A 25544-nucleotide genomic window follows, 5' to 3' on the forward strand; every position below is an offset into this window, starting at 1 on the left:
ATGAAATAATAACGGTTAGTATCTTATTAAAAAAACAAATGACGTTTCTGTACCAATACATAATCATGAATCAAAGGAGTTAATGATGGACTTTATTACACGACCAACTACAGATATTGCTAAAGCTTTACTCGGCGTTAAACTTATTTATGAGACCCCGACACAAATCTATTCAGGTTACATTGTTGAAACAGAGGCTTATCTTGGTACCATTGATCAAGCTGCTCATAGTTATCAAGGAAAACACACACCTCGAGTCAATTCTCTCTATCGTGAAGGTGGGACGATATACGGTCATATGATGCATCGCTACTTGCTTATTAACTTCGTCACACAACCTGAGGGCGTTCCAGAAGGTGTCTTAATCCGAGCAATCGAACCGGATGAAGGATTAGAAGCCATGATGCGCAATCGAGGTAAAAAAGGCTATGACGTGACGAATGGTCCAGGTAAATTCACGACAGCCATGACGATTCCACGCACAATTGATGGTACACGCCTTAACGAAGGTCGACTAAAGATTGATACAAAAAATCGTAAATTCCCACGAGAAATTGTTGAGAGCCCACGTATTGGTATTCCTAATAAAGGTGAGTGGACAAAAGCCCCTTTACGCTTTACCGTCAAAGGCAACCCTTTCGTATCACATATGCGCGTACGTGATCGTCAAAATCCCGATGAAACATGGCGTTAAACCCAAGAGGTTGTGAGAGAAGCGGTTTGGGCTTGAGCAGAACGGAAGAAGATGCCACTACAAGCCATTTAGTGAAGTACATCTTAAGGAAAAAGGTGACTGAAGTGAAAGTATATTTAAAACTTTCCACCTCAGTCACCTTTGCTAGATTTCTATTCTCTCTTCATTCTTAATCTAATAACGTAACAGTACCTTTATTGTTGATAATTTTGATGACATTACTTTGTTCTTCACTTTGCTGCATGATTGATGTGCAATGAGTAAGGTCTTCTAAGTCTACAGTACCATCAATATTTTTCGTTGTGATACTGATATTTTGAAGTGCTTTTGCAAATGTTACATCGATATTTCCCAATTGATTATCCAATGTCATTGGAATATCAGCGGGTACATCATCAAGCGTCGCGTCACCTTTACGTACCTTCATCATTACTTCTTCCACTTGTGAGCCGCTTAAGTCAAAGGCACCATATGTCAATTGTCCCTTTAATTGACCAATTCGACTGTCCTCTATATCAAATGCACCTTTGTTCATTTTAACTACCAGTTGTTTCGTATTAAGTTGTTCAACATCGACAGCTCCCCATTCACTCGTTATGTTCAAACGAGATAATTCAGACCGAGGCATTGTTAATGTGTAATGGGCACCTTTATTAATATGAAACGGATTGACGTTCACATTCGCTTGTGGGTTATTTTCCCCTTCTAATCCAAGTGTGAGTGTATCTACCTCTTCAGTGATAGCTGGTTTCTTACCATCGCCATGCCCTTCTAGCTTCAACTCATCTCCAGCAACGACGTTTAGATTTGTTTTCTTCAAGTTAATATCAATATTTTTTATCGTTTTTGCATTAAATGTATGTGATACATTAACGGTTTGTTCTTTATATTTATTATCAATTTTAGAATAATAGAATGCGCCTATTGTTCCAACGAGTGCGAATACGATTCCTACAATTAAAATAACAAAATTGAATTTTTTCATCCTCGTGCACTCCTTTTCACAAGATTAACATTAAATTTCAAATATCTAATTAATAAAATAAATGTCCATTTCGTTAGGTAGAAACATAAAACATACAATATTAACCCTAAACCGAAATATCCAAAAGCTGCAAACCAATCTGGTGTGATCAATTGAATATGGTCATAGAAATGGTTGGCCCAGAGTAAAAACACAGGCAATCCAATCATCACGATACTCGCAATTGCCAAGCCAACTAAAAATCCTAACACCATTAATACAGGCCCTAACACAATGACAAAGTTGAGAAAACTTAATGCAATCACTGATAAGATAGCTGCAAGCATATTACGTGGACTTGATGTTTCTTCTACTTGACTCACCGCTGAATCTGCAACTAATTCTTTTGCAATCACTTTTGGATCTCCTAATGTCGCAATAATTTCTTCTTCTGTTTTGCCATCTTGCATTCCTTCAATAAAATGATTGTCATACTCCGCGACAATATCTTGTTTTTCTTGTTCTGGCAGTCTTTTCAAATGATAATAAAGGGTATTTAAATAATCTTTTTTCGTCACTGTTCCTCACTCTCCTTGATAAATACTGATACCACATCTGCAAATTCTTCCCATTGTAGACGCAATTCCTTTAGACGTTCCAGACCATCTTGTGTCATTTGATAATACTTTCGTGCTGGTCCTTCCGTTGATGCCTGATAATAAGTTGATAAGTAACCTTCTTTGACCAATCTTCTTAAAATCGGATACACCGTACCTTCTGCAATCGACATATGTCTTGAAATATTTTGCACCAGTGAATAACCATATTGTGGTTCACGCTTGATAATGAGTAAGACAATCATCTCTAACGCACCCTTTTTAAATTGTACATTCATAACTTCACCTCAGTGTGTATTGATTGGTACTAAACAATGTATAGTAGTTATCTTAATCAAAGTATAACACCTACTACTATGTATTGCAAGGTACTGTGTTATAAAAAAGGGAGTGGGACAGAAATCTTTTTCTCTATAAAAGATTTCGTCGTCCCACCCCGGCAAGGGTGACTAGAAGTGAAAAAAGTTTTCAAAAACGCATTTTCACTTCAGACACCTACTGCCACTATCCTTATTTCTATATTTAAAGGAAGGAGCTGAGCACTATGTCTCAGCCCCTTATCTGTTATGCAATGGTATGAACTAGTGTTTCATCTTCCGTATCTATAAAAAGAAGATATCCTCTTTCAAATTCCGAACGCTGAGGACAAATCATTTCATTCACTTCATCTAAATGAATATCTCCTGTTGCAATGATATTACCTTCCGAACACATAACAGTATATGTCGGTATCGGGGCACCCTCAATATCAGTAATCTTCAATTGAATATATAATTCTTGATTCCTAAACATATATTTACTCTGTACTTCAAAGTCATCAATTCGATCGTTTGCTCGCTCAATAATCATCAGTCCATTCAATTGTTGACGTATCTCTACTATATCATCATAAGACTGCGTGTGAACGATTATTAGATTGTTTTCAGGTCGTATCATATGTGTTATTTGACATATTCCATGATCCAAATGTGCTAATTCTTCTCCATTGATCCATACAGTCAACTCTTTTTTTAACTTCTGTACATCGATCAAATAATCTTTGCTTATATCATAGTCTTGAATACTAAAAGTTTTTGTATAAAATACTGTTTCTTCAAACTGAGACCCCTTCACTTCCCAGCCTCCATCCAATACTGTGATAGCATGCAATTCATGTTTTCCTTTATATTCAAAATACTCGTGATGACTGATATAAGGCAGACGATACCCCTTAATACTATTCTCTATTTCTCTTTGTACTATTATTTCTTCACATCTTGCTATCATTAATTCTTCTCCTAATTATTCATATGTAATTATTTTTTTACTATAGAAATTTAGCACATAAAAAATAAAAGTTATATTCAATTATAATGAAAATATATGCTAAAATGTTTCCATATTATGTAGCAATCAGGATGGTAAGTAACATGCAATTATTATGGAAAAAATTTAAAAAGCGCCATATCGAAGCAAATATAGATGAGTGTGGCATTGAGGTAGGAACGCCTCATACTAGTTATCGTTATGAGGTAAGTAAGGAAGCAGTACTTCATGTTGTCATGTCTGGAAAGGGATCATTTAGTTACAATGGAGAAACGCACCCATTAGAGACAGGTGATATCTTTTTGTTACAACGTGGCATGCAAGTTCATTATGCCGCCTCTATAGATCATCCTTGGATCTATTACTGGGTCGGGTTTAGTGGACAACTTGTAACAGATTACTTAAAACGCACACAACTCATTGACAATCCTGTTATTAGAAAATCTGATACCACTATGATTTCTAAATTGGTAGAACGCATGTGTTATACAGCACAAAGTTATACGATTGAGCAGTCAGACGATATTCAACATATGAGCGACCTGTACCAATTACTTTACGCATTGTATCAAATATCGCCCAAGAACCATGAACGCCCCGAAACAAGTATTTATGAAAGTGTTCAAGAAGCCATTCGCTTTATGAATCACTCTTATATGCAGACCATTACAATTGAGCAAGTTGCGCAACATGTTAATATGAGTCGCAGTTATCTCTACAAGCTATTCAAGCAGAACTTAAATCAGTCCCCACAAAGTTATTTAATACAACTTCGCATGTCTCAAGCGGCCAAGTTACTACAAGAAACATCACTGCAAAGTCAGGAGATTGCTGCGCGTGTCGACTATCAAGAACCACTTATGTTCTCTAAAGCATTCAAAAAATTCTTCGGTGTGACCCCTACCGCATATCGTAAAGGTCATACGGCTCACACGATATCATGATAGATTGTGTACTAGCAAAACACCTTCATCATTTTGAAATATTAAAAATTATATAACTTTACAAATTACATTCTTATATCAAAAATTCAATTAAATATAGATTTTTTATTCGTTAAAAAGTATAATTGTATGGTATGGCATTGTAAGCCTTTTCTCAATTTACAATTAAGGGGGAATACATACTATGATCGAACTCAATAGTATCACGACTTTGTTTATCGCCTGTCTTTTACTCATCATCGGACAAGCAATCATCAATAAGGTTGAGATCTTCAATCGTTTAAGCATCCCAGCACCTGTTATTGGTGGCTTAATTTTTGCGATTATCTCGGCAATTTTATCGTCAACAGGTGTTCTTACAATTAAACTAGATGGTAAATTTTTCCAAGACTTCTTCATGTTAGCATTCTTTACAACAATCGGTCTTGGCGCTTCATTTAAATTATTAAAACTAGGTGGAAAAGTACTCATCGTTTACTGGATTTTATGTGGTGTACTTGCAACTTTCCAAAACATCATTGGTGTATCTGCTGCAAAATTATTAAATATTGATCCACTTCTTGGCTTAACAGCTGGTGCCATGTCAATGGAAGGTGGACACGGTAACGCTGCAGCATACGGTCAAACAATCCAAAACTATGGCATTGATTCAGCTGTCACAGCTGCACTTGCGGCTGCAACATTAGGTCTTGTTGCTGGTGGTCTATTAGGGGGACCCGTTGTACGCTATCTCATCAAAAAGTATGATTTAGCACCTAGCAATGTTGATGCTGTTCAAAAAGACTACTCAGAAATTGATATCAACAAACGTTTGCATAAACACTTCTCACTAAACGAAGTATTCTTTATCCAAATGGCAATTATTTTATTCTGTATTGGATTAGGTACATACCTCGGTGAACAGTTCAGTGCAGCGACTGGATTTAACATTCCATTATATGTTGCATCTATGTTTATTGCTGTAATCATTCGAAATATTTCAGAACTTTTCAACTTGAACCTTGTTGATTTGAAATTAACAAACCAAATTGGTGATATTTCACTAAGTGTGTTCTTATCACTTGCATTAATGAGTATTCAGTTAACTGAAATTTATAACCTTGCTTTACCACTTGTAGTTATCGTGTTATTCCAAATTCTTTTCGTTACATTGTTCTCTATTTTCGTTGTCTTCCGTTTACTCGGCAAAGACTACGATGCAGCCGTAATGATTGGTGGTTTCATTGGTCACGGACTTGGTGCAACACCAAATGCGATGGCAAACTTAGATGCCATTACGAAAAAGTTTGGTAACTCACCGCGTGCATACTTGGTTGTACCTATCGTAGGTGCCTTCCTTGTTGACTTACTCGGTGTACCGATTATTACACTATTCATTGAATCATTCAGACCATAAAGTTAAAAAGCACGATGCCACTTTAAAACTGGCATCGTGCTTTTCTGTTATGCTTGGCGTCTAATTTGCCAACCGTATGGATCTTTTAATTGTGACCAATCTGCATCGATTTCATGTGCTTTCAATAAGCAATCATCAAGCTCTTTTGTAATAGCTGCTTCGTCTAAATCTATACCAATAACCACAAGCTGTGTTTGACGGTCTCCATATTCTGGATCCCAATCTTCACGAACATCTTCACGTTCTTGAAGGATAGCGCCTCGTTCAGCTTTTGGCATCGCTGCCACCCAGTAAGTAACAGGATGAATATCTACCACACTTCCTGCTTGTGATACGAGACATGCGACTTCATTATATTGGGCTAACCATGCAATACCTTTTGCACGTACGATGTTTTTAGACATATTTTCCAACCAATCATTAAAGCGTTCTGCATGGAATGGTAGACGTCGTTTGTAGACGAAAGAAGAAATACCATATTCTTCTGTTTCTGGTGTATGGTTTTCATGACCGCCTGCTTCTAATTCTTGAATCCAACCCGCAGACTGACTTGCCTTGTCAAAGTTAAAGAGGCCTGTATCTAAAACTTCATCTAAGTCGACTTGTCCTTTAACTGTTCGAATGACTTTAGCTGTTGGTTGTAACTTTCTTAACATTGCTTCTAATCGATTCATTTCATCTTCAGAAACTAAGTCTGTTTTATTCAGTATTAGCACATCACAGAATTCAATTTGATCGATAAGTAAGTCTGCAATCGTCCGTTCATCTTCTTCACCTACTGCTTGATCTCGATCTAACAATAAGTCTTCAGATTGATAATCTCTCATAAAGCGATGTGCATCCACTACTGTTACCATCGTATCCAATTGGCATAACTCTGTTAAATCAATACCAATTTCCTCATCAATATAAGAGAAAGTTTGTGCCACAGGAACTGGTTCAGAAATACCTGTTGATTCAATCACAATTTGATCAATACCGCCACGTTCTGCGATTGCTTTTACTTCTCGTAATAAGTCTTCACGCAACGTACAGCAAATACAACCATTCGATAATTCAACAAGCTTTTCATCTGTACGTGATAAACCGCCACCATCAGCAATTAAGTCTTTATCGATATTTACTTCACTCATATCATTAACAATCACAGCAATGCGTCGTCCTTCACGGTGATTCAAAATATGATTCAATAACGTTGTTTTACCAGAACCTAAATAACCACTTAATACTGTGACTGGTACTTTTTTCTCTATCATGATATAGCCCCACCTTTTTAAATCGTAATAATTACGTTTTAAAGTATATAACACCGTTCCTCCATTACGCAACCCTAAGTGTTTTTCAATTTACTTCATGCTATATTGGAAATAGATTAAATGAAAAGGAGTGATCTCTTTATGCTTAATTATCCTTTTATAGATCAAACTCATGTAGATCCTAGTTGGATTGATCGCAATGGTCATATGAATGATGCCGAATATGCACGTGTTTTTAGTCTTGCTATCGACCACTTCCATGATCAAATCGGTCTATCAACAGCTGAACGAAAGGCACGACACTATACAGTCTTCACACTTGAAACACACATTACTTATATACGAGAAGTTGAACAAGATCATACCATTGATGTAAAGGTTCGCATTTATGACTATGATCACAAAAGAACGCATTTCTTTATGGAACTATACGATACGGAAACAGATACATTATGTGCGACTGGTGAAACGATGATGATGGGTATTGATTATGACACACGTCGCTCAGCCCCCTATCCAGAAGACATCTATCAACAATTAGCACATTATTACAACGCTCAAGGGGAACAAACATGGCCTACACAACAAGGTCATCAAATTGGCATTCCACGAAAATAACCTATAAAGAAACACCGAACAGGACGTACGATGATCAATAGCTGCTTTTGGAATTCATGCATGCTATCATCACTACCCTCATTCGGTGTTTTCATATTAATGTTTAAAATGTGTGTCAATTGTTTGCTGAATGTAGTCTTGCGCCTGATCAAATTGTTCCTGTTCTGTTGCATCCAACGCAATTTCAAAGACTTGTTCCACACCTTGACGTGTGACAAGTGTCGGCAAGCTGACTGCTAAACGCCCGCTTGATACAATAGAAGAAAGTGGTAAAATAGATTTTTCATCAAATACCAAGCTTTTCACTAATTCTACAGTCGTCTTTGAAATAGCTGCATTCGTCCATCCTTTATCATAAAAGACATCAAAAGAAACTTTATCAATCTGCTGTGTAATATGGGTACGGTCAATTTTAGGTTTATTTGACAATGACTCAAACTCATCTAATGGCATACCCGCGATGGTCGTCTTACTCCATACAGGAACAGCATGTTGCCCATGCTCCCCAATTACAAAGGCCTCCACACTTTTTGGATCAATGCCATAATGGTTTGCAATCAATGTTCTAAAACGTGCACTTTCTAGTAAAGTACCTGTTCCCATAATTTTCTCATTCGGATAATCATTCACTTGTGTTGCGATATAGGTCATCGTATCTACCGGATTTGATACAAAAACAATGAGTGGTTGCTGTGTCACAGCATGAATGCGATTCATAATGTCCGTGACAACTGCCACATTTCCTTTTGTTAGTGCCGTTCTATCCGGCATATTGGGATCCGTCTCAACACTTGCTGTGACAACCACCACATCCGCATCGACTAAATCTGAATAATCACCACAGCTCAGATTCCTACGATTAGTCAAGCACTTTATTTAAGTGAGTGCTAAAAAAGGCATCACTAAATAAACCTATGTTAGTAAAAAATTTTTGGAATGTGTTATTATGATGGTAGATAGGTTATCAGTGCGGTGACATTCGATAATCGTATTCTTTATTGTTAATAACTAAGTGATGAATAGTTTTTAACAGCTTGTTCACACAAGCAATAACTGCAGTCTTATGGCCTTTTCCATAAGGCTGTTCTTTTAATTTATAATAGTAATCAACAATGTGGTTGGCATATAGTCTTTGTACTTTCAACATGTTTTGTACAATGATGTAAAATAATGACCTTGCACGTTTATTTCCTCGCTTATTTATTTTGTCTTTGTAATGTGTTTTTCCTGATTGATATCTTTTTATATCAATACCAATATAAGCATTCAGCTGTTTATGAGAAGTGAAAGCACGTATATCACCTAGTTCTCCAATTACCATAGCTGCAGTTAACTCTCCAATACCTGGAATAGATGTTAATATTTTAAATTCATCAAGTGTTTGAGCTAAGTCAATAAGTTGAGTTTGAATGGCTAATTGTCTTTCCATTGAATTAAGTAAATCATCAATTGTGTAGATGAGTTTATCTACGAAGAATGAATCAGCGGGTACTGATGGATAACTTTCATTCGTATAAGAAACTAACTTCTCCACATATGAATTTACCTTTTTGTCTGACAATCGTTTATTAGTACTATTAGCGATTAGCTCTTTCAATTTTGATACATTATTAACATCTACATAATCTGGATGTGGAAATAGCTTCGCAACTCTCAACGCGATTTTAGAGTATCTGTCTTTAAATAAAATTTGTAGTTCTGGAAAGGTCATATCTAATAACTGAATCAATGTACTTTTTAAGTATGTCATTTGATTAGAAAGTTCTTCATAATATCTTGTCACTTCTCTTATTTTGATGTGAATATCTTTTATCATATTTTGAGATGGTTGCTTATTATAATGCTTCGCAAGATTTGCCAACTTATGAGCATCTGATTTATCTGTTTTCCATGTTCTAAGTGTATTTGTCATTAACTTAGACTCTAACGGATTCACTATACTGTAAGGGATGTAATTTTCATTACAGAATCTTTCTAGCGGTTTGGAATATATACCTGTTGATTCAAGAAGGATATAAATCCCTGCATATTGTTTTACATAATTCAATAGATTTTCAAAGCCGCTTTTATTATGAATTAATTCAAACTCGTCTATAAAAGTTTCGTTTGAATAATGTGCAATAAAGCTTTTCCCTTTCCCTACATCGATACCAAAATATTCGATATAAATCACTCCTATTCTTTTTATCTAAGAAGCTTTAACTTCACTGACCCTTATTTTTTTCACTTTCCCATACACGATCTCACTGGACCCAACATACTAAAATCGAATTAATAAGGAGAGTGAAGTTCTCCAGTTTTTTATACGGATTCGTTGACCCTCGGAGCTGTTCGGAGCACTTCTCTCTACTACTATTCCATAAACTCAAATAATGCGCTATTGGCAAATTTTAGTAAATAAAAAAGTAGTGAAGTTACCTACCGTCGTAGATTTCTTCACCACTAATCTTAGTATGTTTAATATGATTCGTAGATTTTAAACCTTGTGCATGCTGATGATCCAACACTTCGCCTCTCGCCAGTGATTCATTCGTATCAATCACAACGATATCTGAAAATAAATTTAAATATTGTACATCTGTTAAAATCTGACTCCCTACTCTTCCAATACCAATCAATCCTAACTTCATCTTTAACATCCCCTTCATACTTTTAAGATTGTATTAATTAACACTATATCAATCTTTTTACTTAATACAAGTGTTCATTTATATTCCAAAAAAGCCGATCGCTCATGCAATCGACTTTTTAATATTTTTATGCATCTGCCGCGCCACGCGCAATCATGTCTTTTTTCGTCACAATCGGATAATTTTTAAAGACGATAGAACCTAAAAATCCTGAAATAAGTCCTATGATTGCCATAACGACACCATACATGACAACTGTCGTCCAGTCATTAAAACCAAACATCACGAGAAAACCTGCAATCGGTGTTGCTGTTCCTGTTGCATCATTAATCATACCTGACAATGCAATAACAAGCCCAGCTGCTGCACCACCCACAAAGTTTGTTAAATAAACTGGAATTGGGTTCGCTGATACAATATCAGCTTGTGATAATGGCTCAATACTTACAGAAATAGTATCTTTTCGGTCACCAAGACGTAAACGATGGAATAGTGTACCGTTCATAAATGCTGAGCTAAAGGCAGCCATTGCACCAATTGCCATAGGTACTCCTGTTAAGCCAAGTAATGCTGTTAATGCCATTGAACTTAGTGGTGCTGTACCTACAACGGTAATGATACCACCAAGAATAATTCCCATCACAATTGGATTGGTATCTGTTGAACTTTGAATAATATCTCCAATTTTCAAAAGTGTATTATTCACGACTGGTGTTGAACCAGCTGCTATCAAACGTGCAAGCGGTGCAACGATAAGTACTGCACCAATTAAGTCCACACCATCTGGTACATATCTTTCTGTATATTTCATTAAGTAACCAATCATATAACCTGCAAAGAAACCAGGTAATAAATCCATACCACCGCATGCCGCAGCAATTACAAGTGCGTATACAGGTGATACACCGATCGCAAGTGCTGTTAACCCGGCAGCGGCTACACCACCAAGACCACCAGCAGCATCCCCAAGTTCACCTAAAAACTTGATACCTAACACTTCGCCTCCGACATATTTATTGAATGCTTCAACTAAAAAAGTCGCAATTGCAGCGTTAGCCAACGCCCCCATTGCGCGCATCCCATTTGGTGCTTTGTAAGTGAATAAAGTAAAAATCACAAGAACTAAAACCAAAAATAACGTACCGATCAATAAATCCATGGAATCTCTCCTCTTAGTATTAAAAATTTGTGATAGCTTAGCAACGTCAACTATGTATCAATTACACCATCACAACTTGTAACTAAAGTGAAAATATCCTTTGACAATCTTTCCACCGTACATCTACTTTATTTTTAAAATTTATATATAAGAGTTATTTTACTAAAAACTTTAATTAATTGCACGGGAATTTTTTGAAAATTTAATATAAATATAAAAAAATAGCCGATTACTCCGACCAGCAATCGACTAAAAGTAATAAGCATTGGTGAAATATAACTTACTCTATACGCCATTGTCTCATGTGAACCATCCAAAGTTACATGAGTTTTTTTTGATACAAATACACTTTAGTACGCCATGAGCATTCAACAAATTAAAATACCCTCATATTTATTATAAGAAAAAAAGGACTACGTCTTAATGAAATACAGGAATGAAATACAGGTAATCAAGTCCACTTCAAAAGATTAAATCACTTTTTCCTCTAGTACAATATTATTATCCTTGAAGAAAATAGGGATATCATTTTATCAAAAGCTAATCATATGAGTTCTCTAGATAAATCACTGTAATACATTTCCCCTCTCCTTATTTTTAATCAAGATATATTTATAAAAAATGGGGAATGCTATAGAATTCAAAATAAAAAAGGAAGAACAAATGATTAAAGCATATTTAATATTTAAATCATACACATAGCCTCCCATGACACCCCCTAAAGCATCTCCTATAAAAAATGCTGATTGAGAAATACCGAATAAAAACCCTAGATATTCTTTAGGATAAATTTCTAACTCCATCAATTCTTGAGTAATAATTGATCCAGTTTGAAATGTCGCTCTTAAAATCAAAATAACCAAAACAATCACAGCTAAATGTTTCTGTAAAAAGAGTAAAATGGTTAACCCTGTTAATAGCTCACAGACAAAAAATATCCAACGCTTATGCTTATTTACACTTTTGTTACCAAACAGTGGTGTTGCAAAAATTGCTGTTACACTTATTACAGCCATAAAAAATCCAATTAATGAAATTGATATACCTTGATTTTTCAAGATAATAGGAACAAAAGGGTTAATCAAACTAATAGACAAACCTGCTACCACTCCAAAGATAATCGTTCTTACTATAAGTGGTTTATATTTTAATTTAGATTTTATTTCTGAATTATTATTTTCACCATTTTCTTTATCCTCTTTTTTAGGGAACTTAGGAATCAATAAAGCTGTAAAAAGACAAAATACAGAAGAAAGTATTAATACACATAATAAAGGTGAACTAAAAAAATATGCTAAAAGAGCAACTAATATACCAGAAACCGTCGTTCCAATAGTAGATCCAATACTTGAACTTATTTCTTTAATAGACGCAACAGCCGGTCTATCTTCTTCTGTACCAATGGATAATATCCAAAATTTCATTGAAATAATAACTAATGATGCTCCCAATCCTGCAATGAACCCTGAAAGTCCAGCTATTAACATAGATTGAGTGAAAATCCTTAAAAATAATCCTACTGAATAAAATATGACCCCTATCTTTAATGCAAAATTAGGTGAAACAATATCTCCTATCTTGCCTGTAAAAAAAGAAAGGGATCCTGCAACAGCCATCATAGTATATGAAAAACCAAAAAAAGCTAAAGCGTTATTTTCATCAAACCAAAGTGCATGAACTGTTTTAGAAACATACATAGAAAGATAGAAAAATATACTAAAAATCAAAAAAGTTCTCGCAGACCGATACTTATTTAATGTTGCAAAAATGTTAATATCCCCCTTAGATTTTTGCTTGATAGACATTGTGAAAGCGCCTTGGCTAAAAACAAGAAGCTCTTTCTATCAATCATTCAATAAAATTTTTAATTCGTTCTTTTAGCACTGTACATTACTGAGAAATTAGTATTTTGGTCTTGTGGTTTGTTTTTAATTATCTTCATAAAAACACCTCTTTAATTTTTATTTAGTACTTTAAATTTAAATCACTAAATTTAGTATAGCGCTTACATTTTTGGATTGTCGATATTTTCTGTGATTTATTTATAAAGAAATAGAAATAATAATTGTAATTTCTATTAATTGAGTTGTTGATGTAGCCCAAATTCTCTTTTGTTTCGTGAAATCTTTATAGTCTCTCCTTTAAAGATAAAAGAGCCACAACAATCTCAGATTTGTTGTTGGCTCTTTATTTAAACCTATTGATCAATCGTTTTACGGATTTGTTTTAATACTTTATGCGATTCTACAATTGGATATAATGGGAAAGCTGTTACCATATCTTTATATTCATAGAAATGTAATGGTTGTTGTTCCGCATCAAAATAATTACTCAAACGGCACATATCCGGATAGAAGATTTCACTTGTACCACCGAACATATAAACAGGTGGTAAACCACGTACACTACCGTACATTGGCGAAATTCGTGGATCTTTACGTTCCAAGTCGTCTGCCCATACTTTTGCAACTTCTTGTAATGTAAAGATATTTTGAATTGGATCTTGTTTTTGTACTTGTTCTGTAATATCTGGGTTTGAAAGTGATAAATCTAACCAAGGTGAAATTAAATAAAGTTTTCCAGGCAATGGCAACTCATCTTGCTTCAATAAACTTTGAACAAAGCTCAAGCCCATGTTACCACCAGATGCATCACCCATAATCACAATGTTTTCTGGTTCTGTTTCTTTCAATAGACGACGATACGCTTCTTCAATTGCCGCATGCGTTTCACGATAAGTATTGGCAGGTGCTTTCGGATAAATTGGCATGACCACTTCATGTAAAGTTTCATATGCCAACTTGTCCATAAAGCGCCAATGGAAAGCAGAAGGTTGCAATACGAACGTACCACCATAAATATATAAAATTTTATTTTTAATGTGATGACCGAAATTAAAACGAAATACTTGCATCTCATCAAATGTGTCCTTGACGAGATTAGATTTAACATTAATTTGATCTGGTTGCTTATGCTTTTCTTCATTCAACACGCGACGTTTGTCTAAAAAAGCCTGTATCTCTGGTTCTGTCTTAAACTTCATGTGTCGTTGATGAGACAAATAACGCCCCATTAACTTACTCATAATATTTCGTTTCAATACGATCCCTCACTTTTTAAATTTTTATCATAAATCCATTATAATGAGCCCATTCTATAATTGAAAGAGCATGTCGATAGAATTTCATGATTTCTATAACCGCTTTGATGAATATAATGATTTCAATCTTGTCCAGTTTATCATAACGGAACATCATTTTAATATATGCGTATACAATAACTTTGAAACTGCGTTATCTTATAATATAATAAATCATTATTGTGACAAGTTGACTATGACTAGATACAGAAAAGAGGATATTTATGAACCAACCGACGCATCATGATACACAAGTTGTTTATCATGCCCGACGCACTAGAAAACAACGCTCTTGGGTGAGCTTTATTTTAACTTTAATCGCAATGGTACTCACTGCTATCGCTGCTTACAGTATGTATCGCGATCCTTTGTTTACGTCTCACTTGCTAAATCAAGATGTGAACTATCATCAATTCCAGCAATTTACACAACAATTGAGTAGCCAAGCTTTTGTGGACTTATCCAATTTTGAAGAGGAGCTATCACGCCTATTATGGATTATTAACCTCTTCTATATTTTATGTTTTGTTAATATTGTTTTAGCTATTTTGACGCTTGTATTTAATCGGACATTGCTCAAGATTTTTAATTTTCTTATCTCATTAGTTGTATTTTTCATTCCAGTCGGTCTTTTATTCATCATTCGTAATGCAGCAACGCAATTGTCTGAATCACTGGCACCGCTGGAAGCAATCATTGGAAATATTGAGGCGACATCGTTACTTGCCGAATCAAACGCCGTACACAATGCCATTATTTTTACTGGTATTGCTGCGTTCCTTTATTTAATCAGCTTATTCTTCCGCAATCGAAAAGTCGGTATGCGTTTATAAGTATAAACATACTAAGATTAGTGGTGAAGAAATCTACGACGGTAGGTAACTTCACTACTTTTTTATTTACTAAAATTTGCCAATAGCGCATTATTTGAGTTTATGGAATAGTAGTAGAGAGAAGTGCTCCGAACAGCTCCGAGGGTCAACGAATCCGTATAAAAAACTGGAGAACTTCACTCTCCTTATTAATTCGATTTTAGTATGTTGGGTCCAGTGAGATCGTGTATGGGAAAGTGAAAAAAATAAGGGTCAGTGAAGTTAAAGCTTCTTAGATAAAAAGAATAGGAGTGATTTATATCGAATATTTTGGTATCGATGTAGGGAAAGGGAAAAGCTTTATTGCACATTATTCAAACGAAACTTTTATAGACGAGTTTGAATTAATTCATAATAAAAGCGGCTTTGAAAATCTATTGAATTATGTAAAACAATATGCAGGGATTTATATCCTTCTTGAATCAACAGGTATATATTCCAAACCGCTAGAAAGATTCTGTAATGAAAATTACATCCCTTACAGTATAGTGAATCCGTTAGAGTCTAAGTTAATGACAAATACACTTAGAACATGGAAAACAGATAAATCAGATGCTCATAAGTTGGCAAATCTTGCGAAGCATTATAATAAGCAACCATCTCAAAATATGATAAAAGATATTCACATCAAAATAAGAGAAGTGACAAGATATTATGAAGAACTTTCTAATCAAATGACATACTTAAAAAGTACATTGATTCAGTTATTAGATATGACCTTTCCAGAACTACAAATTTTATTTAAAGACAGATACTCTAAAATCGCGTTGAGAGTTGCGAAGCTATTTCCACATCCAGATTATGTAGATGTTAATAATGTATCAAAATTGAAAGAGCTAATCGCTAATAGTACTAATAAACGATTGTCAGACAAAAAGGTAAATTCATATGTGGAGAAGTTAGTTTCTTATACGAATGAAAGTTATCCATCAGTACCCGCTGATTCATTCTTCGTAGATAAACTCATCTACACAATTGATGATTTACTTAATTCAATGGAAAGACAATTAGCCATTCAAACTCAACTTATTGACTTAGCTCAAACACTTGATGAATTTAAAATATTAACATCTATTCCAGGTATTGGAGAGTTAACTGCAGCTATGGTAATTGGAGAACTAGGTGATATACGTGCTTTCACTTCTCATAAACAGCTGAATGCTTATATTGGTATTGATATAAAAAGATATCAATCAGGAAAAACACATTACAAAGACAAAATAAATAAGCGAGGAAATAAACGTGCAAGGTCATTATTTTACATCATTGTACAAAACATGTTGAAAGTACAAAGACTATATGCCAACCACATTGTTGATTACTATTATAAATTAAAAGAACAGCCTTATGGAAAAGGCCATAAGACTGCAGTTATTGCTTGTGTGAACAAGCTGTTAAAAACTATTCATCACTTAGTTATTAACAATAAAGAATACGATTATCGAATGTCACCGCACTGATAACCTATCTACCATCATAATAACACATTCCAAAAATTTTTTACTAACATAGGTTTATTTAGTGATGCCTTTTTTAGCACTCACTTAAATAAAGTGCTTGACTAATCGTAGGAAAGGAGCTGAGACATAGTGCTCAGCTCCTTTCTTTTAAATATAGAAATAAGGATAGTGGCAGTAGGTGTCTGAAGTGAAAATGCGTTTTTTGAAAACTTTGGGAGCACTACAAAAATCATAAAAATTTATAATGATTTTGTCGTAGTTCCCCTGCAAAGATGATTAGATGTGTGACAAGTTTATTGAATAAACGTAGTCACATATCAATCAGCTACTGCAAAACTTCTAGTCACTCTTGCCGGGGTGGGACGACGGGGTTGAGACATAATAAATTTGTGCTCTGGGAAACCGATTGTCAGTGTTCGAGAAGCAGAATTTTCGACAGAATTTTGCGATTCGATAAAATCAAAAAGCGATTTTACTCATCGCTCGAATTCTGCTCAAATTCTAAGCGCTTCTCTCACAACCTCTCTCCCACTCCTTTTTTATTTACCTAAATGGTCTGGTATCGACCACATTTCCTGCTTTTCTGCCATATCCCAAAACATATATTCATAATAACTTGTGCGTATAACAATATCTTCTAACACCTGTAACTCTGCTTCACTTTTACCTTCTGCAATTTCATCCATCATAGCAATCAATGCGTCCGATAATTGTGTAAAGTCGTTTGAGCTATACATGTCAATCCACTCACCATAAAATGGATGTTCCGATGCGCCTTCAATTTCATTCAATGCACGACCGATATAATTATAACTCCATGTACATGTAAGTACTGCAGCAACCACATGCGCAATATCTCCACGCTGTGCTTGATCCAACATATAACTCGTATAACCGATTGTCGTACTTGCAGCTAATGTTTCTTCCAATTCTTGTTCAGAAATACCAAACTTTGCAGCATAATTTCTATGTAACTGCATCTCAGTATGTAACGTTTCATGGACCAATGTGCCAAATAATGTCATCGTCTTTAAATCACGGGCTTTTGCAACACCCAATGCGAATAATCTCGTATAGTCAACTAAGTATACGTAGTCTTGCTTTAGCCAATGTTTAAATTTTTCCTTATCTAAGGTGCCATTACCAATCCCTTTCACAAATGGATGATCTAAATAACTATCCCAAATCGGTGCAACACGCTGATACAATCTTTCTGTAAATGTCATTTTCCTGTCCAACCCCTTCCTTCATTAATGTCAACATCTCAAAAGTCGCATCAAATTGCAAGCAGAAACTTAAACATGACAATATAAAAAACCGTTAACTATGCTGCTTAATAAGCCTCATAGTTAACGATTTTTAAATTTTTGCCGTTATCATCGCCTTGTAATAAGTAGTGCGCTTGAACAGCATCACCTTCACCCGTTTCTGATTCAACAGTAACAGAGTAAAAGTCTTGTGATCGATTCACATCAGTCACTTTGGGATTTTGCTGTTGCTGTTGTTTCGGTACGCTTGACTGCAATGATTGATAGAATGTTGTATTTTCTAATAAATAGGGTTTAATAGTCACGATACTATTATTTTCTCCTGCTTTATTACGTGCCGATGTGTATTTTTTAATAAAGTCCGTGATTTTATCTTTAACATCTTTTTCTTTTGCTTTATTATGCTTTTCAATCTCCTGTGCATCAAATTCTACTGTTACTTCATTGGATTGCTTCACATCACCTTCAGCAATCGTAGCGGTTGTTGCCTTGAATGATTTCCCTTTAGATTTACCTTCAGCTGTGATGGTTAAAGCTTTATTTAATGGGAATGGACCATACGTGCCATCTTCTCTTAAATCTAAAGTTTCACCATTGATTTGCACTTTACGTGATGCTTGCTCTAATGCAGCATCGTTTTTTAAATTGACTTTTATACGTGCTTCTTCAAAATCCTCTTCTACCTTAACTGTATCATGGTCACTCGATGCTGTATTAAACTTCAACTTACCTTGATATGTACCACGTGATGTCGTCTTAGTCGTATCTAATACATAATTTCCCGGGATATATTGGCCAATATCAATAGATTCTCCTTGTTTACCCATGACTTTCTTCTTACTTTCATTAGCCTGGAATTCATAACTCGCTGTTGCATCTGTCTGAAGCACTGCTTTTTTCATAGGCGCTTGAAAGCTAAGATTGTCAAAAATTAAGTAACGTCGACCATTTTTACTAATACGTAAAACATCTTGATCCTTATCCGTCTTCACGACATATGAAACGGGTGAATTATCATCAAATTGTGCCACCTGGTGAAATACCTTCTTCTCGAAAGATGTCATCCCCATTTCTTCCTTAATAAAAGTAATATAACGTTCCGCTTCTTGGCGACCCACTTTATTTTGTTTCGTACTGATCAGGTTGGACACTTTAGCAGTATCATGATTATTAACCGCATTCACTAAAATTTTCGCCTGTGCTTCAGGTGAATTAAAATTTCGTAATAATAAAAATAAAATGACTAACAAGACACTAAGAAAACCAATAATCATCAATGGAATCCATTTTTTAATTGATTTCTTATTATCCGCTTGTGAACTTTCTTTAGAAGGTGGATCTGCAGAGAAATGCACTTGTACGCCACAATCCAAACATTGTTGTTTATTCAATTGATTGTGACAATATGGACATTGCTTCATCAGTCTACCTCCTCTTAATTGATACATAGCCACGATTGTACATTACTGATTGACAATCATAACATCTATCAATTGAATTTGACTACTAATTAGATGTTCTTCGCAGTGACTTATCCTTGCAAGTAAACGCGCAAATCCCACGATATGATCTATTATGAAGATGTACTTTTTTGTACGAGACCTTTTAAACGCGTATCTATTTTTTCTAGAACAGCACGTGTTTCTTCTATTTCATCTAATGGAATATCGGATAATACTTCTGTCGCTAAATTTGTAATTAAATTGCGTGAATCATGTACAAAATCCCAGCCATATTTTGTCAGTTCAATATATTTGAGACGTCTGTCTGCATCATCACTCATATAAGCAAACTTAACGAGTTCCAATTCTAATAATTTCTTCACTCGTCTGCTCACTGCCGCTTTGTTAACCCCTTGTCTAATTGTAATCTCTGTTAAAGTTAATGCCTTCTCATGTGACAGCATTAATAATACGCTTGATTGTTCATTCGATATCGCATACTGTATACGTAAATCTTTTAACACCCCGGCTGTTAAAGCATTTACGTTTGTTAGAAATTCACCCATAAAGCGAATGTGTTGATTCATAATGTCATGTTTTGACATGGCTTGCACTCCTCTGTTTTTCATATCCATATCCCCAATATCTTAGCAATCATTTTTTAATAAATAAACCACCCATTTCTACCATTATATCTAAAAACTCTAGTATGATAGATTTCATAAAGGAGGTTCGATATGGGACTCATACATTCAATTATGACATTATTATATCTGATTCTAATAAGTATGGCGATGTATATCCCATACAGACATCAATCATTACCTTATTTCCAAGCTTTTTTACTGCTCAATATGTTAGCTACATTACTTAGTGTTACAACACATTCATTACCTTTACCAAGTCTTTTTATGGCATTCCTTGTTTTAGGATATCTATTCATCAAGCAACGTAAAACCTTATGGACACACCCAGACGGTCGACATTTTATATGGCGACTAAGCTGCTATATCATGGCGGTTACAAGTTTATGTTTCGGAAGCTTTTTACTCATCACGCTCATGCCACCAGTAATCAGTTTTTGGTTTAAACTACTATACGCTTTATCACTCGTATTTTTATTAACTTTGCCTTACTATCTGTACTTTTCTTGGTATTTACGACAGACAAAACCTCAAAAATCACCTGATATACTACTCGTATTAGGGGCAGGTATTGTCACAGAAAGTGTTTCTCCATTACTTCGAGCACGTTTGGATGCCGCATTCAAGATTTCTCATAATAAGACAAACTGGATTGTGAGTGGTGGACAAGGGGCTGATGAACCTATCTCAGAGGCACTGGCGATGCAGCATTACTTAATACAACTAGGTATTCCAAGTGAGCAGATTACCCTAGAAGACCAGTCAACGAATACACAAGAAAACATTAAATATAGCCAGCCATCCATTCCTTCCCATGCATATTGTACGATTGTGACGAGTGACTTCCATCTGCTCCGTGCATTGCGTATCGCACAGCGCTTTAAACTTTCAGCTGATGGCTATGGTGCTATCTCTCCGCTTCGATATCGTGCACGTTCTTATCTTCATGATTATTGTGGCGTATTATTGCATTATCCATATGCATGGCTTGTCTTTGTCTTGATACACATTTTATTTTCTATATTGTAAAAGGACTATACAAATGCCTAGCCACATTTGTACAGTCCTTTTTAATATTATTTCTGAATCATTTCGCCACTATCTAAGTAAAAGATATGATCTGCATATTCAAACAAACGCTCATCATGCGTTACCATGATACCAATGGCTTGCTCATCACGAACTTGTGCTTTAATCATATCCACCACTTCTATCGCACGTTTTGCATCCAAGCTAGCTGTAGGCTCATCTGCCAATAACAATTTCGGTTGATTCATCCAAGCACGCATAATTGCCACACGTTGTTTTTCACCACCGGATAACATATGTGGATAAGCGTCTAAACGATGACCTAAACCAATTTGTTTCAACAAAGTCGTTGCACGGGTATCTGCATCTTTTTTAGACATCCCCGCTTCCTGTCCTACTAAAATCAATTGCTCTTTTACTTTCAGATACGGTAACAAATGAGATGCTTGGAATATAAACCCAATATCTTTCAAACGTTTGTCCGTTCTTTCTTTTGACGACATTTGTGTAAGGTCTTGATCATCAATGATGACGGCACCTTCAGTTGGGGTTAATAACCCTCCGAGAATCGTCAATAATGTAGATTTCCCAGAACCTGATGCACCATTTAATATCACAAATTCTCCTGGCTGTACTTCAAAATTCAACCCTTTTAATACGGTCGTTTCTGTATCACCTTGTCCAAATGTTTTGATGAGGTTTTCAACTTTTAAACTCATGCAACGCCACCTCCTATTGCTTCTATCGGATCAATCTTATATACGTGAATAAAGGATAATAACGCACCGACTAACGTGACCACAATAAAAATAAGAATGGTCAACATAATAATATTTGGCGTTACGACAAACGGCATCGTTGCTGGTAAAAACATGGATAACCCAACAATTAATCCAATACCGATGAATACACCGAGCATCGTTACAAATAAAATCTGAAGAATTAATGCCCATAATAAGTGACCGGTCTTAATACCCACGGCCTTTAAAATACCAATTTCTGGCGTTTTTTGAATGGTCATCACATAGAAAAAGGCTGCTAATACAATTGCTGTAATTAGAAACAGACTGACTACCATCATATTCAGTGGTAATTGTTCTGCTTGGTAACTTGGAATGGCTGCTTTTAAGTCATCTTTAGAAGCAACTTTCACGCCATCAATAGTTTCTAAATCTTTGATTGTGCGATCACTTGCATCATGTAATGGATACATCGCTGTTGCTACTTGTTTTCCTGCAACTTTTGTGAGACCTTCATCTGTCATCATCGCCACATTGGCATGTGAATGCATCGTATGATCAAAGAACCCCACTACCTGCAATTTTTTATCTTTTTCTGGTACTTTGATCCAATCGCCAACATGAATACCTTCACCACTCAACTTGCTGTTCAACACAACCTCTTGTTCACTTTGAGGGTAATGCCCTTTCTTTAATTTGGGTTGTTCCTTTTTAGGAATATTGGTGAACAACATGTCTTCTTTGTAGTCTTTAAACTTTGTAGATACTTGCGCTATTTTAATTGGTTTCTCACCAGTGACTTTTTCTATCTCTGACTGTGTTTCAGGTGTGAAGCGTGACTTTTCCAATAAGTCCTCTGAATCTTTTTGAATAACATAACGCTCTGATTGGAAGCCATTCAACATCGAAACATTTTCTCGCGCTAATCCTTGCGCAAGGCCTGTAATAAATAACACCATGCTTGCTAATAAAACAACAATAAATAATATCAGTGCATATCGAAACTTATAAAAAGTTAATTCTGATATCGCTAATTTCATCGTTCATATCTCCCTTCTCGTTCTGATCATGTCTTAACTATACGAGTCTTATATGAACTCAATATGAACACTCTGACATTTTTTGAAATAAGCAGAAGATTAAGATGCTATGTGGATGGAATATATGCTTTTTAAAATGATCATGTAGGCTACTCTTTTAATATTTCCCAGGAAACATACCAGATTATGTGACTTGATATTTGCTGTGATAGAATGGCTGTATGTATATAAAGAAGAAAGAGGTGTATGTATGGCTGTAACTTGTTTAATTGTTGATGATGACCCCGATATTCTGTCATATGTAGAGACACATGTGACACGCGAAGGTTATCATGCTGTAACACAGCCCAATGCAGAGTCTGCGCTTGACTATGTCGCAGATCACGCCATTGATATTGCGATTGTTGACGTGATGATGGATGGTATGAATGGATTCGATCTATGCCAGACATTGAAATATGATTATAACTATCCCGTTATTATGCTCACTGCTCGAGATGCACTGAGTGATAAAGAACGTGCCTTTTTAGCAGGGACAGATGACTATGTCACAAAGCCATTTGAAGTGGCAGAATTAATGTTTCGCATCAAAGCAGTTCTACGACGTTATCAAATCCAGACAAACACTCAAATTCAACTGGGCAATGTCATCATTAATCAAGTAGAACGGACAACAAAGATAGAGTCTAAAGTACTCGTACTCCCGAACAAGGAGTTTGAATTGCTGAATTTACTTATTTCATACCCCGAACAAGTTTTTGAACGTGAAACACTCATTACTAAGATTTGGGGATTTGACTACGAAGGGGATACGCGGACGGTGGATGTGCATGTTAAACGTTTGCGCCAACGCTTAAAAAAGCTCGGTGCAACGATTCACATTGAAACATTGCGTGGTGTTGGTTATCGGGTGACAGATCATGTTTAAATCACTCTATTATCGCCTTGCTTTCTACACATTGACCGTTATGTTGATTAGTGCGCTGGCAAGTTTTCTTATCACGAATGTGTACTATCACTTTGTCCTTAAAGAACAGAATGACGTCAAAGTCATGACAACGTTACAACGTGCAAATAGTACTGATAATGTGCATAATGAAGCATCTTTTTCTCAATATTTAAGCTTACTCGGCGACTTAAATTATCAAGTGATTGCTGTCGATGAACAACATCATGTTAAACATTATGGTGCATCATTCCGAAAATATAATTTAAGTCCTCAAACAATTGATCGTGTCCTTGCAGGAGAAGATTATCATGGGATTCGTGAACGTCCCTTTAACCCTGCGATTACTGGCTTTTTTGACAATGAATCACGTAATACGGTTGGAACACGATTTCAAACGACTTCTGGAAACTACGCTGTTTTTATACGTCCAGATATTAATTATTTACTAGGAGAATTTCGCTATTTCTTAGTTGTATTGTTAATACTTCTCGTGATTTTCTCAATCTTACTGGTTATTTGGTCTACTTACGCTTTGGTGAAACCTGTCAAAGCATTGAAAACAGCTACAGAACGCATGATGGCCGGCGATTTTACAACACCTATCCAAGTGACACGTACAGATGAGATTGGAACGTTACAACAACATTTCGATACGATGCGTGTGTCGCTCAAACAGTTGGACGACATGCGCCAGCACTTCGTTCAAAATGTATCTCATGAATTTAAAACACCTTTAACACATATTCATCACTTGCTGAATCAGCTGCAAAATGAATCGAATAAAGAAAGTCAAAATCAATATATTGAACGTATTTATAACGAAACACACCGTTTGAGCCAGTTAACACAACAGCTCTTGCTTTTATCAGAGATGGATAATGGTGGCCATTTGCAATTTGATGAATCATTCCAATTAGATACACTTATCAAAGATATTGTATCTAATGAGCGTTATACCATTGAACAAAAGTCACTCAGTATGATCTATGAACTGGCTGATGTCTCTTATCAAGGAAATCAACGGCTTCTTACACAAGCGATTGGAAATATCATTCGCAATGCGATTAAATATACACCCGAGTATGGCATGATTGACATCACGTTATCACAACAGACGGATCAAATCGTGATTACTGTTGAAGATGATGGTCCTGGAATGGATGAAGAAACGGTATCACATATTTTTGAACGTTTCTATAAAGCTTCATCACATACTGATAGTAATGGCCTTGGTTTAGCGATTTCACAATCGATTATTGAACGTCATCACGGGACCATTAAAGTGCAAAGTACACCAGAATTAGGGACCACATTTACGATGACATTACCCATTCCATAGAAAAAAAGCCATTGGCTGAAAGATGTCGGAATCACCGAT

25 protein-coding genes are annotated in these 25544 nt (G+C 35.6%); 9 read left to right on the forward strand and 16 right to left on the reverse strand.

All coding sequences use genetic code 11. The features are described 5' to 3' along the window. Nucleotides 1-85 precede the first annotated feature (85 nt). Nucleotides 86-694: a DNA-3-methyladenine glycosylase gene (locus tag MUA88_RS09560; RefSeq protein ID WP_262603927.1), complete on the forward strand. Its 609-nt coding sequence runs from the start codon at nucleotides 86-88 to the stop codon at nucleotides 692-694. A 169-nt stretch (nucleotides 695-863) separates the two neighbouring features. Here MUA88_RS09560 and MUA88_RS09565 read toward each other — a convergent pair whose 3' ends face one another. The 4 genes from MUA88_RS09565 to MUA88_RS09580 all read right to left on the reverse strand — a co-directional run bounded on the left by MUA88_RS09565 (nucleotide 864) and on the right by MUA88_RS09580 (nucleotide 3541). Further along, nucleotides 864-1679 carry a DUF4097 family beta strand repeat-containing protein gene (locus MUA88_RS09565; protein ID WP_262605470.1) on the reverse strand — a complete coding sequence of 272 codons (816 nt, stop codon included), beginning with the start codon at nucleotides 1677-1679 and terminating at the stop codon, nucleotides 864-866. Next, nucleotides 1676-2236, reverse strand: coding sequence for an HAAS signaling domain-containing protein (locus MUA88_RS09570; protein ID WP_262603929.1), 561 nt, complete (start codon nucleotides 2234-2236; stop codon nucleotides 1676-1678). Before MUA88_RS09570 ends, MUA88_RS09565 begins: the two co-directional genes overlap by 4 nt. After that, a complete protein-coding gene (locus MUA88_RS09575) occupies nucleotides 2233-2553 on the reverse strand; it encodes a PadR family transcriptional regulator (RefSeq protein ID WP_262603930.1) in 321 nt (106 codons plus the stop codon). Before MUA88_RS09575 ends, MUA88_RS09570 begins: the two co-directional genes overlap by 4 nt. Before the next feature lie 286 nt (nucleotides 2554-2839). Continuing rightward, complete coding sequence (locus MUA88_RS09580; protein ID WP_262605471.1) at nucleotides 2840-3541, reverse strand: hypothetical protein; 702 nt, start codon at nucleotides 3539-3541, stop codon at nucleotides 2840-2842. Between the two features lie 143 nt (nucleotides 3542-3684). Here MUA88_RS09580 and MUA88_RS09585 point away from each other — a divergent pair, with 143 nt between their 5' ends. Then, nucleotides 3685-4524 (forward strand): AraC family transcriptional regulator, encoded by an 840-nt coding sequence (locus MUA88_RS09585; RefSeq protein WP_262605472.1) that lies wholly within the window; start codon nucleotides 3685-3687, stop codon nucleotides 4522-4524. Between the two features lie 184 nt (nucleotides 4525-4708). Further along, nucleotides 4709-5920 carry a sodium/glutamate symporter gene (gene gltS / locus MUA88_RS09590; RefSeq protein WP_262605473.1) on the forward strand — a complete coding sequence of 404 codons (1212 nt, stop codon included), beginning with the start codon at nucleotides 4709-4711 and terminating at the stop codon, nucleotides 5918-5920. A 47-nt stretch (nucleotides 5921-5967) separates the two neighbouring features. On the opposite strand, the gene MUA88_RS09595 is transcribed toward gltS, so the two are convergent. Then, a complete protein-coding gene (locus tag MUA88_RS09595; RefSeq protein WP_262603934.1) occupies nucleotides 5968-7176 on the reverse strand; it encodes a GTP-binding protein in 1209 nt (402 codons plus the stop codon). A gap of 141 nt (nucleotides 7177-7317) precedes the next feature. Between MUA88_RS09595 and MUA88_RS09600 the strand changes: the two genes are divergently transcribed. Beyond that, nucleotides 7318-7794 carry a thioesterase family protein gene (locus MUA88_RS09600; protein ID WP_262605474.1) on the forward strand — a complete coding sequence of 159 codons (477 nt, stop codon included), beginning with the start codon at nucleotides 7318-7320 and terminating at the stop codon, nucleotides 7792-7794. Between the two features lie 96 nt (nucleotides 7795-7890). On the opposite strand, the gene MUA88_RS09605 is transcribed toward MUA88_RS09600, so the two are convergent. From MUA88_RS09605 to MUA88_RS09635, 6 genes are all read right to left on the reverse strand, one after another. Beyond that, entirely contained in the window at nucleotides 7891-8661 is a 771-nt protein-coding gene (locus MUA88_RS09605; RefSeq protein WP_262603936.1) for a lactate/malate family dehydrogenase, read from the reverse strand. A gap of 97 nt (nucleotides 8662-8758) precedes the next feature. Continuing rightward, nucleotides 8759-9967 (reverse strand): IS110 family RNA-guided transposase, encoded by a 1209-nt coding sequence (locus MUA88_RS09610; RefSeq protein ID WP_262604648.1) that lies wholly within the window; start codon nucleotides 9965-9967, stop codon nucleotides 8759-8761. Nucleotides 9968-10208: 241 nt separating this feature from the next. After that, nucleotides 10209-10424, reverse strand: coding sequence for a hypothetical protein (locus tag MUA88_RS09615; protein ID WP_346014885.1), 216 nt, complete (start codon nucleotides 10422-10424; stop codon nucleotides 10209-10211). A 127-nt stretch (nucleotides 10425-10551) separates the two neighbouring features. Beyond that, nucleotides 10552-11583, reverse strand: a complete 1032-nt coding sequence (locus MUA88_RS09620) for a PTS sugar transporter subunit IIC (protein ID WP_481906549.1) — start codon at nucleotides 11581-11583, stop codon at nucleotides 10552-10554. A gap of 566 nt (nucleotides 11584-12149) precedes the next feature. Continuing rightward, nucleotides 12150-13388 carry an MFS transporter gene (locus tag MUA88_RS09630; protein WP_262603939.1) on the reverse strand — a complete coding sequence of 413 codons (1239 nt, stop codon included), beginning with the start codon at nucleotides 13386-13388 and terminating at the stop codon, nucleotides 12150-12152. A gap of 392 nt (nucleotides 13389-13780) precedes the next feature. Next, on the reverse strand, nucleotides 13781-14683 hold the full coding sequence (locus MUA88_RS09635) for an alpha/beta hydrolase fold domain-containing protein (RefSeq protein ID WP_262605475.1): 903 nt from the start codon (nucleotides 14681-14683) through the stop codon (nucleotides 13781-13783). 263 nt (nucleotides 14684-14946) lie between these two features. Between MUA88_RS09635 and MUA88_RS09640 the strand changes: the two genes are divergently transcribed. Both MUA88_RS09640 and MUA88_RS09645 read left to right on the forward strand, forming a co-directional pair. Next, on the forward strand, nucleotides 14947-15555 hold the full coding sequence (locus tag MUA88_RS09640) for a hypothetical protein (protein ID WP_262603941.1): 609 nt from the start codon (nucleotides 14947-14949) through the stop codon (nucleotides 15553-15555). 290 nt (nucleotides 15556-15845) lie between these two features. Beyond that, complete coding sequence (locus MUA88_RS09645) at nucleotides 15846-17054, forward strand: IS110 family RNA-guided transposase (RefSeq protein ID WP_262604648.1); 1209 nt, start codon at nucleotides 15846-15848, stop codon at nucleotides 17052-17054. A 539-nt stretch (nucleotides 17055-17593) separates the two neighbouring features. On the opposite strand, the gene tenA is transcribed toward MUA88_RS09645, so the two are convergent. The 3 genes from tenA to tcaR all read right to left on the reverse strand — a co-directional run bounded on the left by tenA (nucleotide 17594) and on the right by tcaR (nucleotide 20369). Further along, the gene (gene tenA, locus MUA88_RS09650) at nucleotides 17594-18280 is read right to left on the reverse strand and encodes a thiaminase II (protein WP_262603942.1); all 687 of its coding nucleotides are present in this window, start codon (nucleotides 18278-18280) and stop codon (nucleotides 17594-17596) included. A 107-nt stretch (nucleotides 18281-18387) separates the two neighbouring features. After that, the gene (gene tcaA, locus MUA88_RS09655; RefSeq protein ID WP_262605476.1) at nucleotides 18388-19743 is read right to left on the reverse strand and encodes a membrane-associated protein TcaA; all 1356 of its coding nucleotides are present in this window, start codon (nucleotides 19741-19743) and stop codon (nucleotides 18388-18390) included. Nucleotides 19744-19895: 152 nt separating this feature from the next. Continuing rightward, the gene (gene tcaR / locus MUA88_RS09660) at nucleotides 19896-20369 is read right to left on the reverse strand and encodes a MarR family transcriptional regulator TcaR (protein ID WP_262603944.1); all 474 of its coding nucleotides are present in this window, start codon (nucleotides 20367-20369) and stop codon (nucleotides 19896-19898) included. 132 nt (nucleotides 20370-20501) lie between these two features. On the opposite strand from tcaR, the gene MUA88_RS09665 reads away from it, so the two are divergent. Further along, nucleotides 20502-21437: a YdcF family protein gene (locus MUA88_RS09665; RefSeq protein WP_262603945.1), complete on the forward strand. Its 936-nt coding sequence runs from the start codon at nucleotides 20502-20504 to the stop codon at nucleotides 21435-21437. 47 nt (nucleotides 21438-21484) lie between these two features. Here the strand turns inward: MUA88_RS09665 and MUA88_RS09670 are convergent, their stop codons facing one another. Together MUA88_RS09670 and MUA88_RS09675 are read right to left on the reverse strand one after the other, a co-directional pair. After that, nucleotides 21485-22156, reverse strand: coding sequence for an ABC transporter ATP-binding protein (locus MUA88_RS09670; RefSeq protein WP_262605477.1), 672 nt, complete (start codon nucleotides 22154-22156; stop codon nucleotides 21485-21487). Beyond that, a complete protein-coding gene (locus tag MUA88_RS09675; RefSeq protein ID WP_262605478.1) occupies nucleotides 22153-23217 on the reverse strand; it encodes an ABC transporter permease in 1065 nt (354 codons plus the stop codon). Before MUA88_RS09675 ends, MUA88_RS09670 begins: the two co-directional genes overlap by 4 nt. 250 nt (nucleotides 23218-23467) lie before the next feature. Here MUA88_RS09675 and MUA88_RS09680 point away from each other — a divergent pair, with 250 nt between their 5' ends. Both MUA88_RS09680 and MUA88_RS09685 read left to right on the forward strand, forming a co-directional pair. Further along, the gene (locus MUA88_RS09680; protein WP_262605479.1) at nucleotides 23468-24145 is read left to right on the forward strand and encodes a response regulator transcription factor; all 678 of its coding nucleotides are present in this window, start codon (nucleotides 23468-23470) and stop codon (nucleotides 24143-24145) included. Beyond that, on the forward strand, nucleotides 24138-25505 hold the full coding sequence (locus MUA88_RS09685) for a sensor histidine kinase (protein ID WP_262603949.1): 1368 nt from the start codon (nucleotides 24138-24140) through the stop codon (nucleotides 25503-25505). The genes MUA88_RS09680 and MUA88_RS09685 overlap by 8 nt, the downstream gene beginning before the upstream one ends. Nucleotides 25506-25544 lie beyond the last annotated feature (39 nt).

The organism is Staphylococcus sp. IVB6240 (assembly GCF_025558425.1).
Taxonomy (GTDB): Bacteria; Bacillota; Bacilli; order Staphylococcales; family Staphylococcaceae; genus Staphylococcus.

Excerpts from the sequence above, each read along its gene's own strand:
- tcaA (WP_262605476.1), bottom strand. The coding sequence starts at position 19,743 with ATGAAGCAATGTCCATATTGTCACAATCAATTGAATAAACAACAATGT.
- MUA88_RS09600 (WP_262605474.1), top strand. The coding sequence starts at position 7,318 with ATGCTTAATTATCCTTTTATAGATCAAACTCATGTAGATCCTAGTTGG.
- MUA88_RS09620 (WP_481906549.1), bottom strand. The coding sequence starts at position 11,583 with ATGGATTTATTGATCGGTACGTTATTTTTGGTTTTAGTTCTTGTGATT.
- MUA88_RS09665 (WP_262603945.1), top strand. The coding sequence starts at position 20,502 with ATGGGACTCATACATTCAATTATGACATTATTATATCTGATTCTAATA.
- MUA88_RS09575 (WP_262603930.1), bottom strand. The coding sequence starts at position 2,553 with ATGAATGTACAATTTAAAAAGGGTGCGTTAGAGATGATTGTCTTACTC.
- MUA88_RS09615 (WP_346014885.1), bottom strand. The coding sequence starts at position 10,424 with ATGAAGTTAGGATTGATTGGTATTGGAAGAGTAGGGAGTCAGATTTTA.
- MUA88_RS09670 (WP_262605477.1), bottom strand. The coding sequence starts at position 22,156 with ATGAGTTTAAAAGTTGAAAACCTCATCAAAACATTTGGACAAGGTGAT.
- MUA88_RS09680 (WP_262605479.1), top strand. The coding sequence starts at position 23,468 with ATGGCTGTAACTTGTTTAATTGTTGATGATGACCCCGATATTCTGTCA.
- MUA88_RS09630 (WP_262603939.1), bottom strand. The coding sequence starts at position 13,388 with ATGTCTATCAAGCAAAAATCTAAGGGGGATATTAACATTTTTGCAACA.
- tenA (WP_262603942.1), bottom strand. The coding sequence starts at position 18,280 with ATGACATTTACAGAAAGATTGTATCAGCGTGTTGCACCGATTTGGGAT.
- MUA88_RS09560 (WP_262603927.1), top strand. The coding sequence starts at position 86 with ATGGACTTTATTACACGACCAACTACAGATATTGCTAAAGCTTTACTC.
- MUA88_RS09565 (WP_262605470.1), bottom strand. The coding sequence starts at position 1,679 with ATGAAAAAATTCAATTTTGTTATTTTAATTGTAGGAATCGTATTCGCA.
- gltS (WP_262605473.1), top strand. The coding sequence starts at position 4,709 with ATGATCGAACTCAATAGTATCACGACTTTGTTTATCGCCTGTCTTTTA.
- MUA88_RS09685 (WP_262603949.1), top strand. The coding sequence starts at position 24,138 with ATGTTTAAATCACTCTATTATCGCCTTGCTTTCTACACATTGACCGTT.
- MUA88_RS09640 (WP_262603941.1), top strand. The coding sequence starts at position 14,947 with ATGAACCAACCGACGCATCATGATACACAAGTTGTTTATCATGCCCGA.
- MUA88_RS09595 (WP_262603934.1), bottom strand. The coding sequence starts at position 7,176 with ATGATAGAGAAAAAAGTACCAGTCACAGTATTAAGTGGTTATTTAGGT.
- tcaR (WP_262603944.1), bottom strand. The coding sequence starts at position 20,369 with ATGTCAAAACATGACATTATGAATCAACACATTCGCTTTATGGGTGAA.
- MUA88_RS09585 (WP_262605472.1), top strand. The coding sequence starts at position 3,685 with ATGCAATTATTATGGAAAAAATTTAAAAAGCGCCATATCGAAGCAAAT.
- MUA88_RS09580 (WP_262605471.1), bottom strand. The coding sequence starts at position 3,541 with ATGATAGCAAGATGTGAAGAAATAATAGTACAAAGAGAAATAGAGAAT.
- MUA88_RS09675 (WP_262605478.1), bottom strand. The coding sequence starts at position 23,217 with ATGAAATTAGCGATATCAGAATTAACTTTTTATAAGTTTCGATATGCA.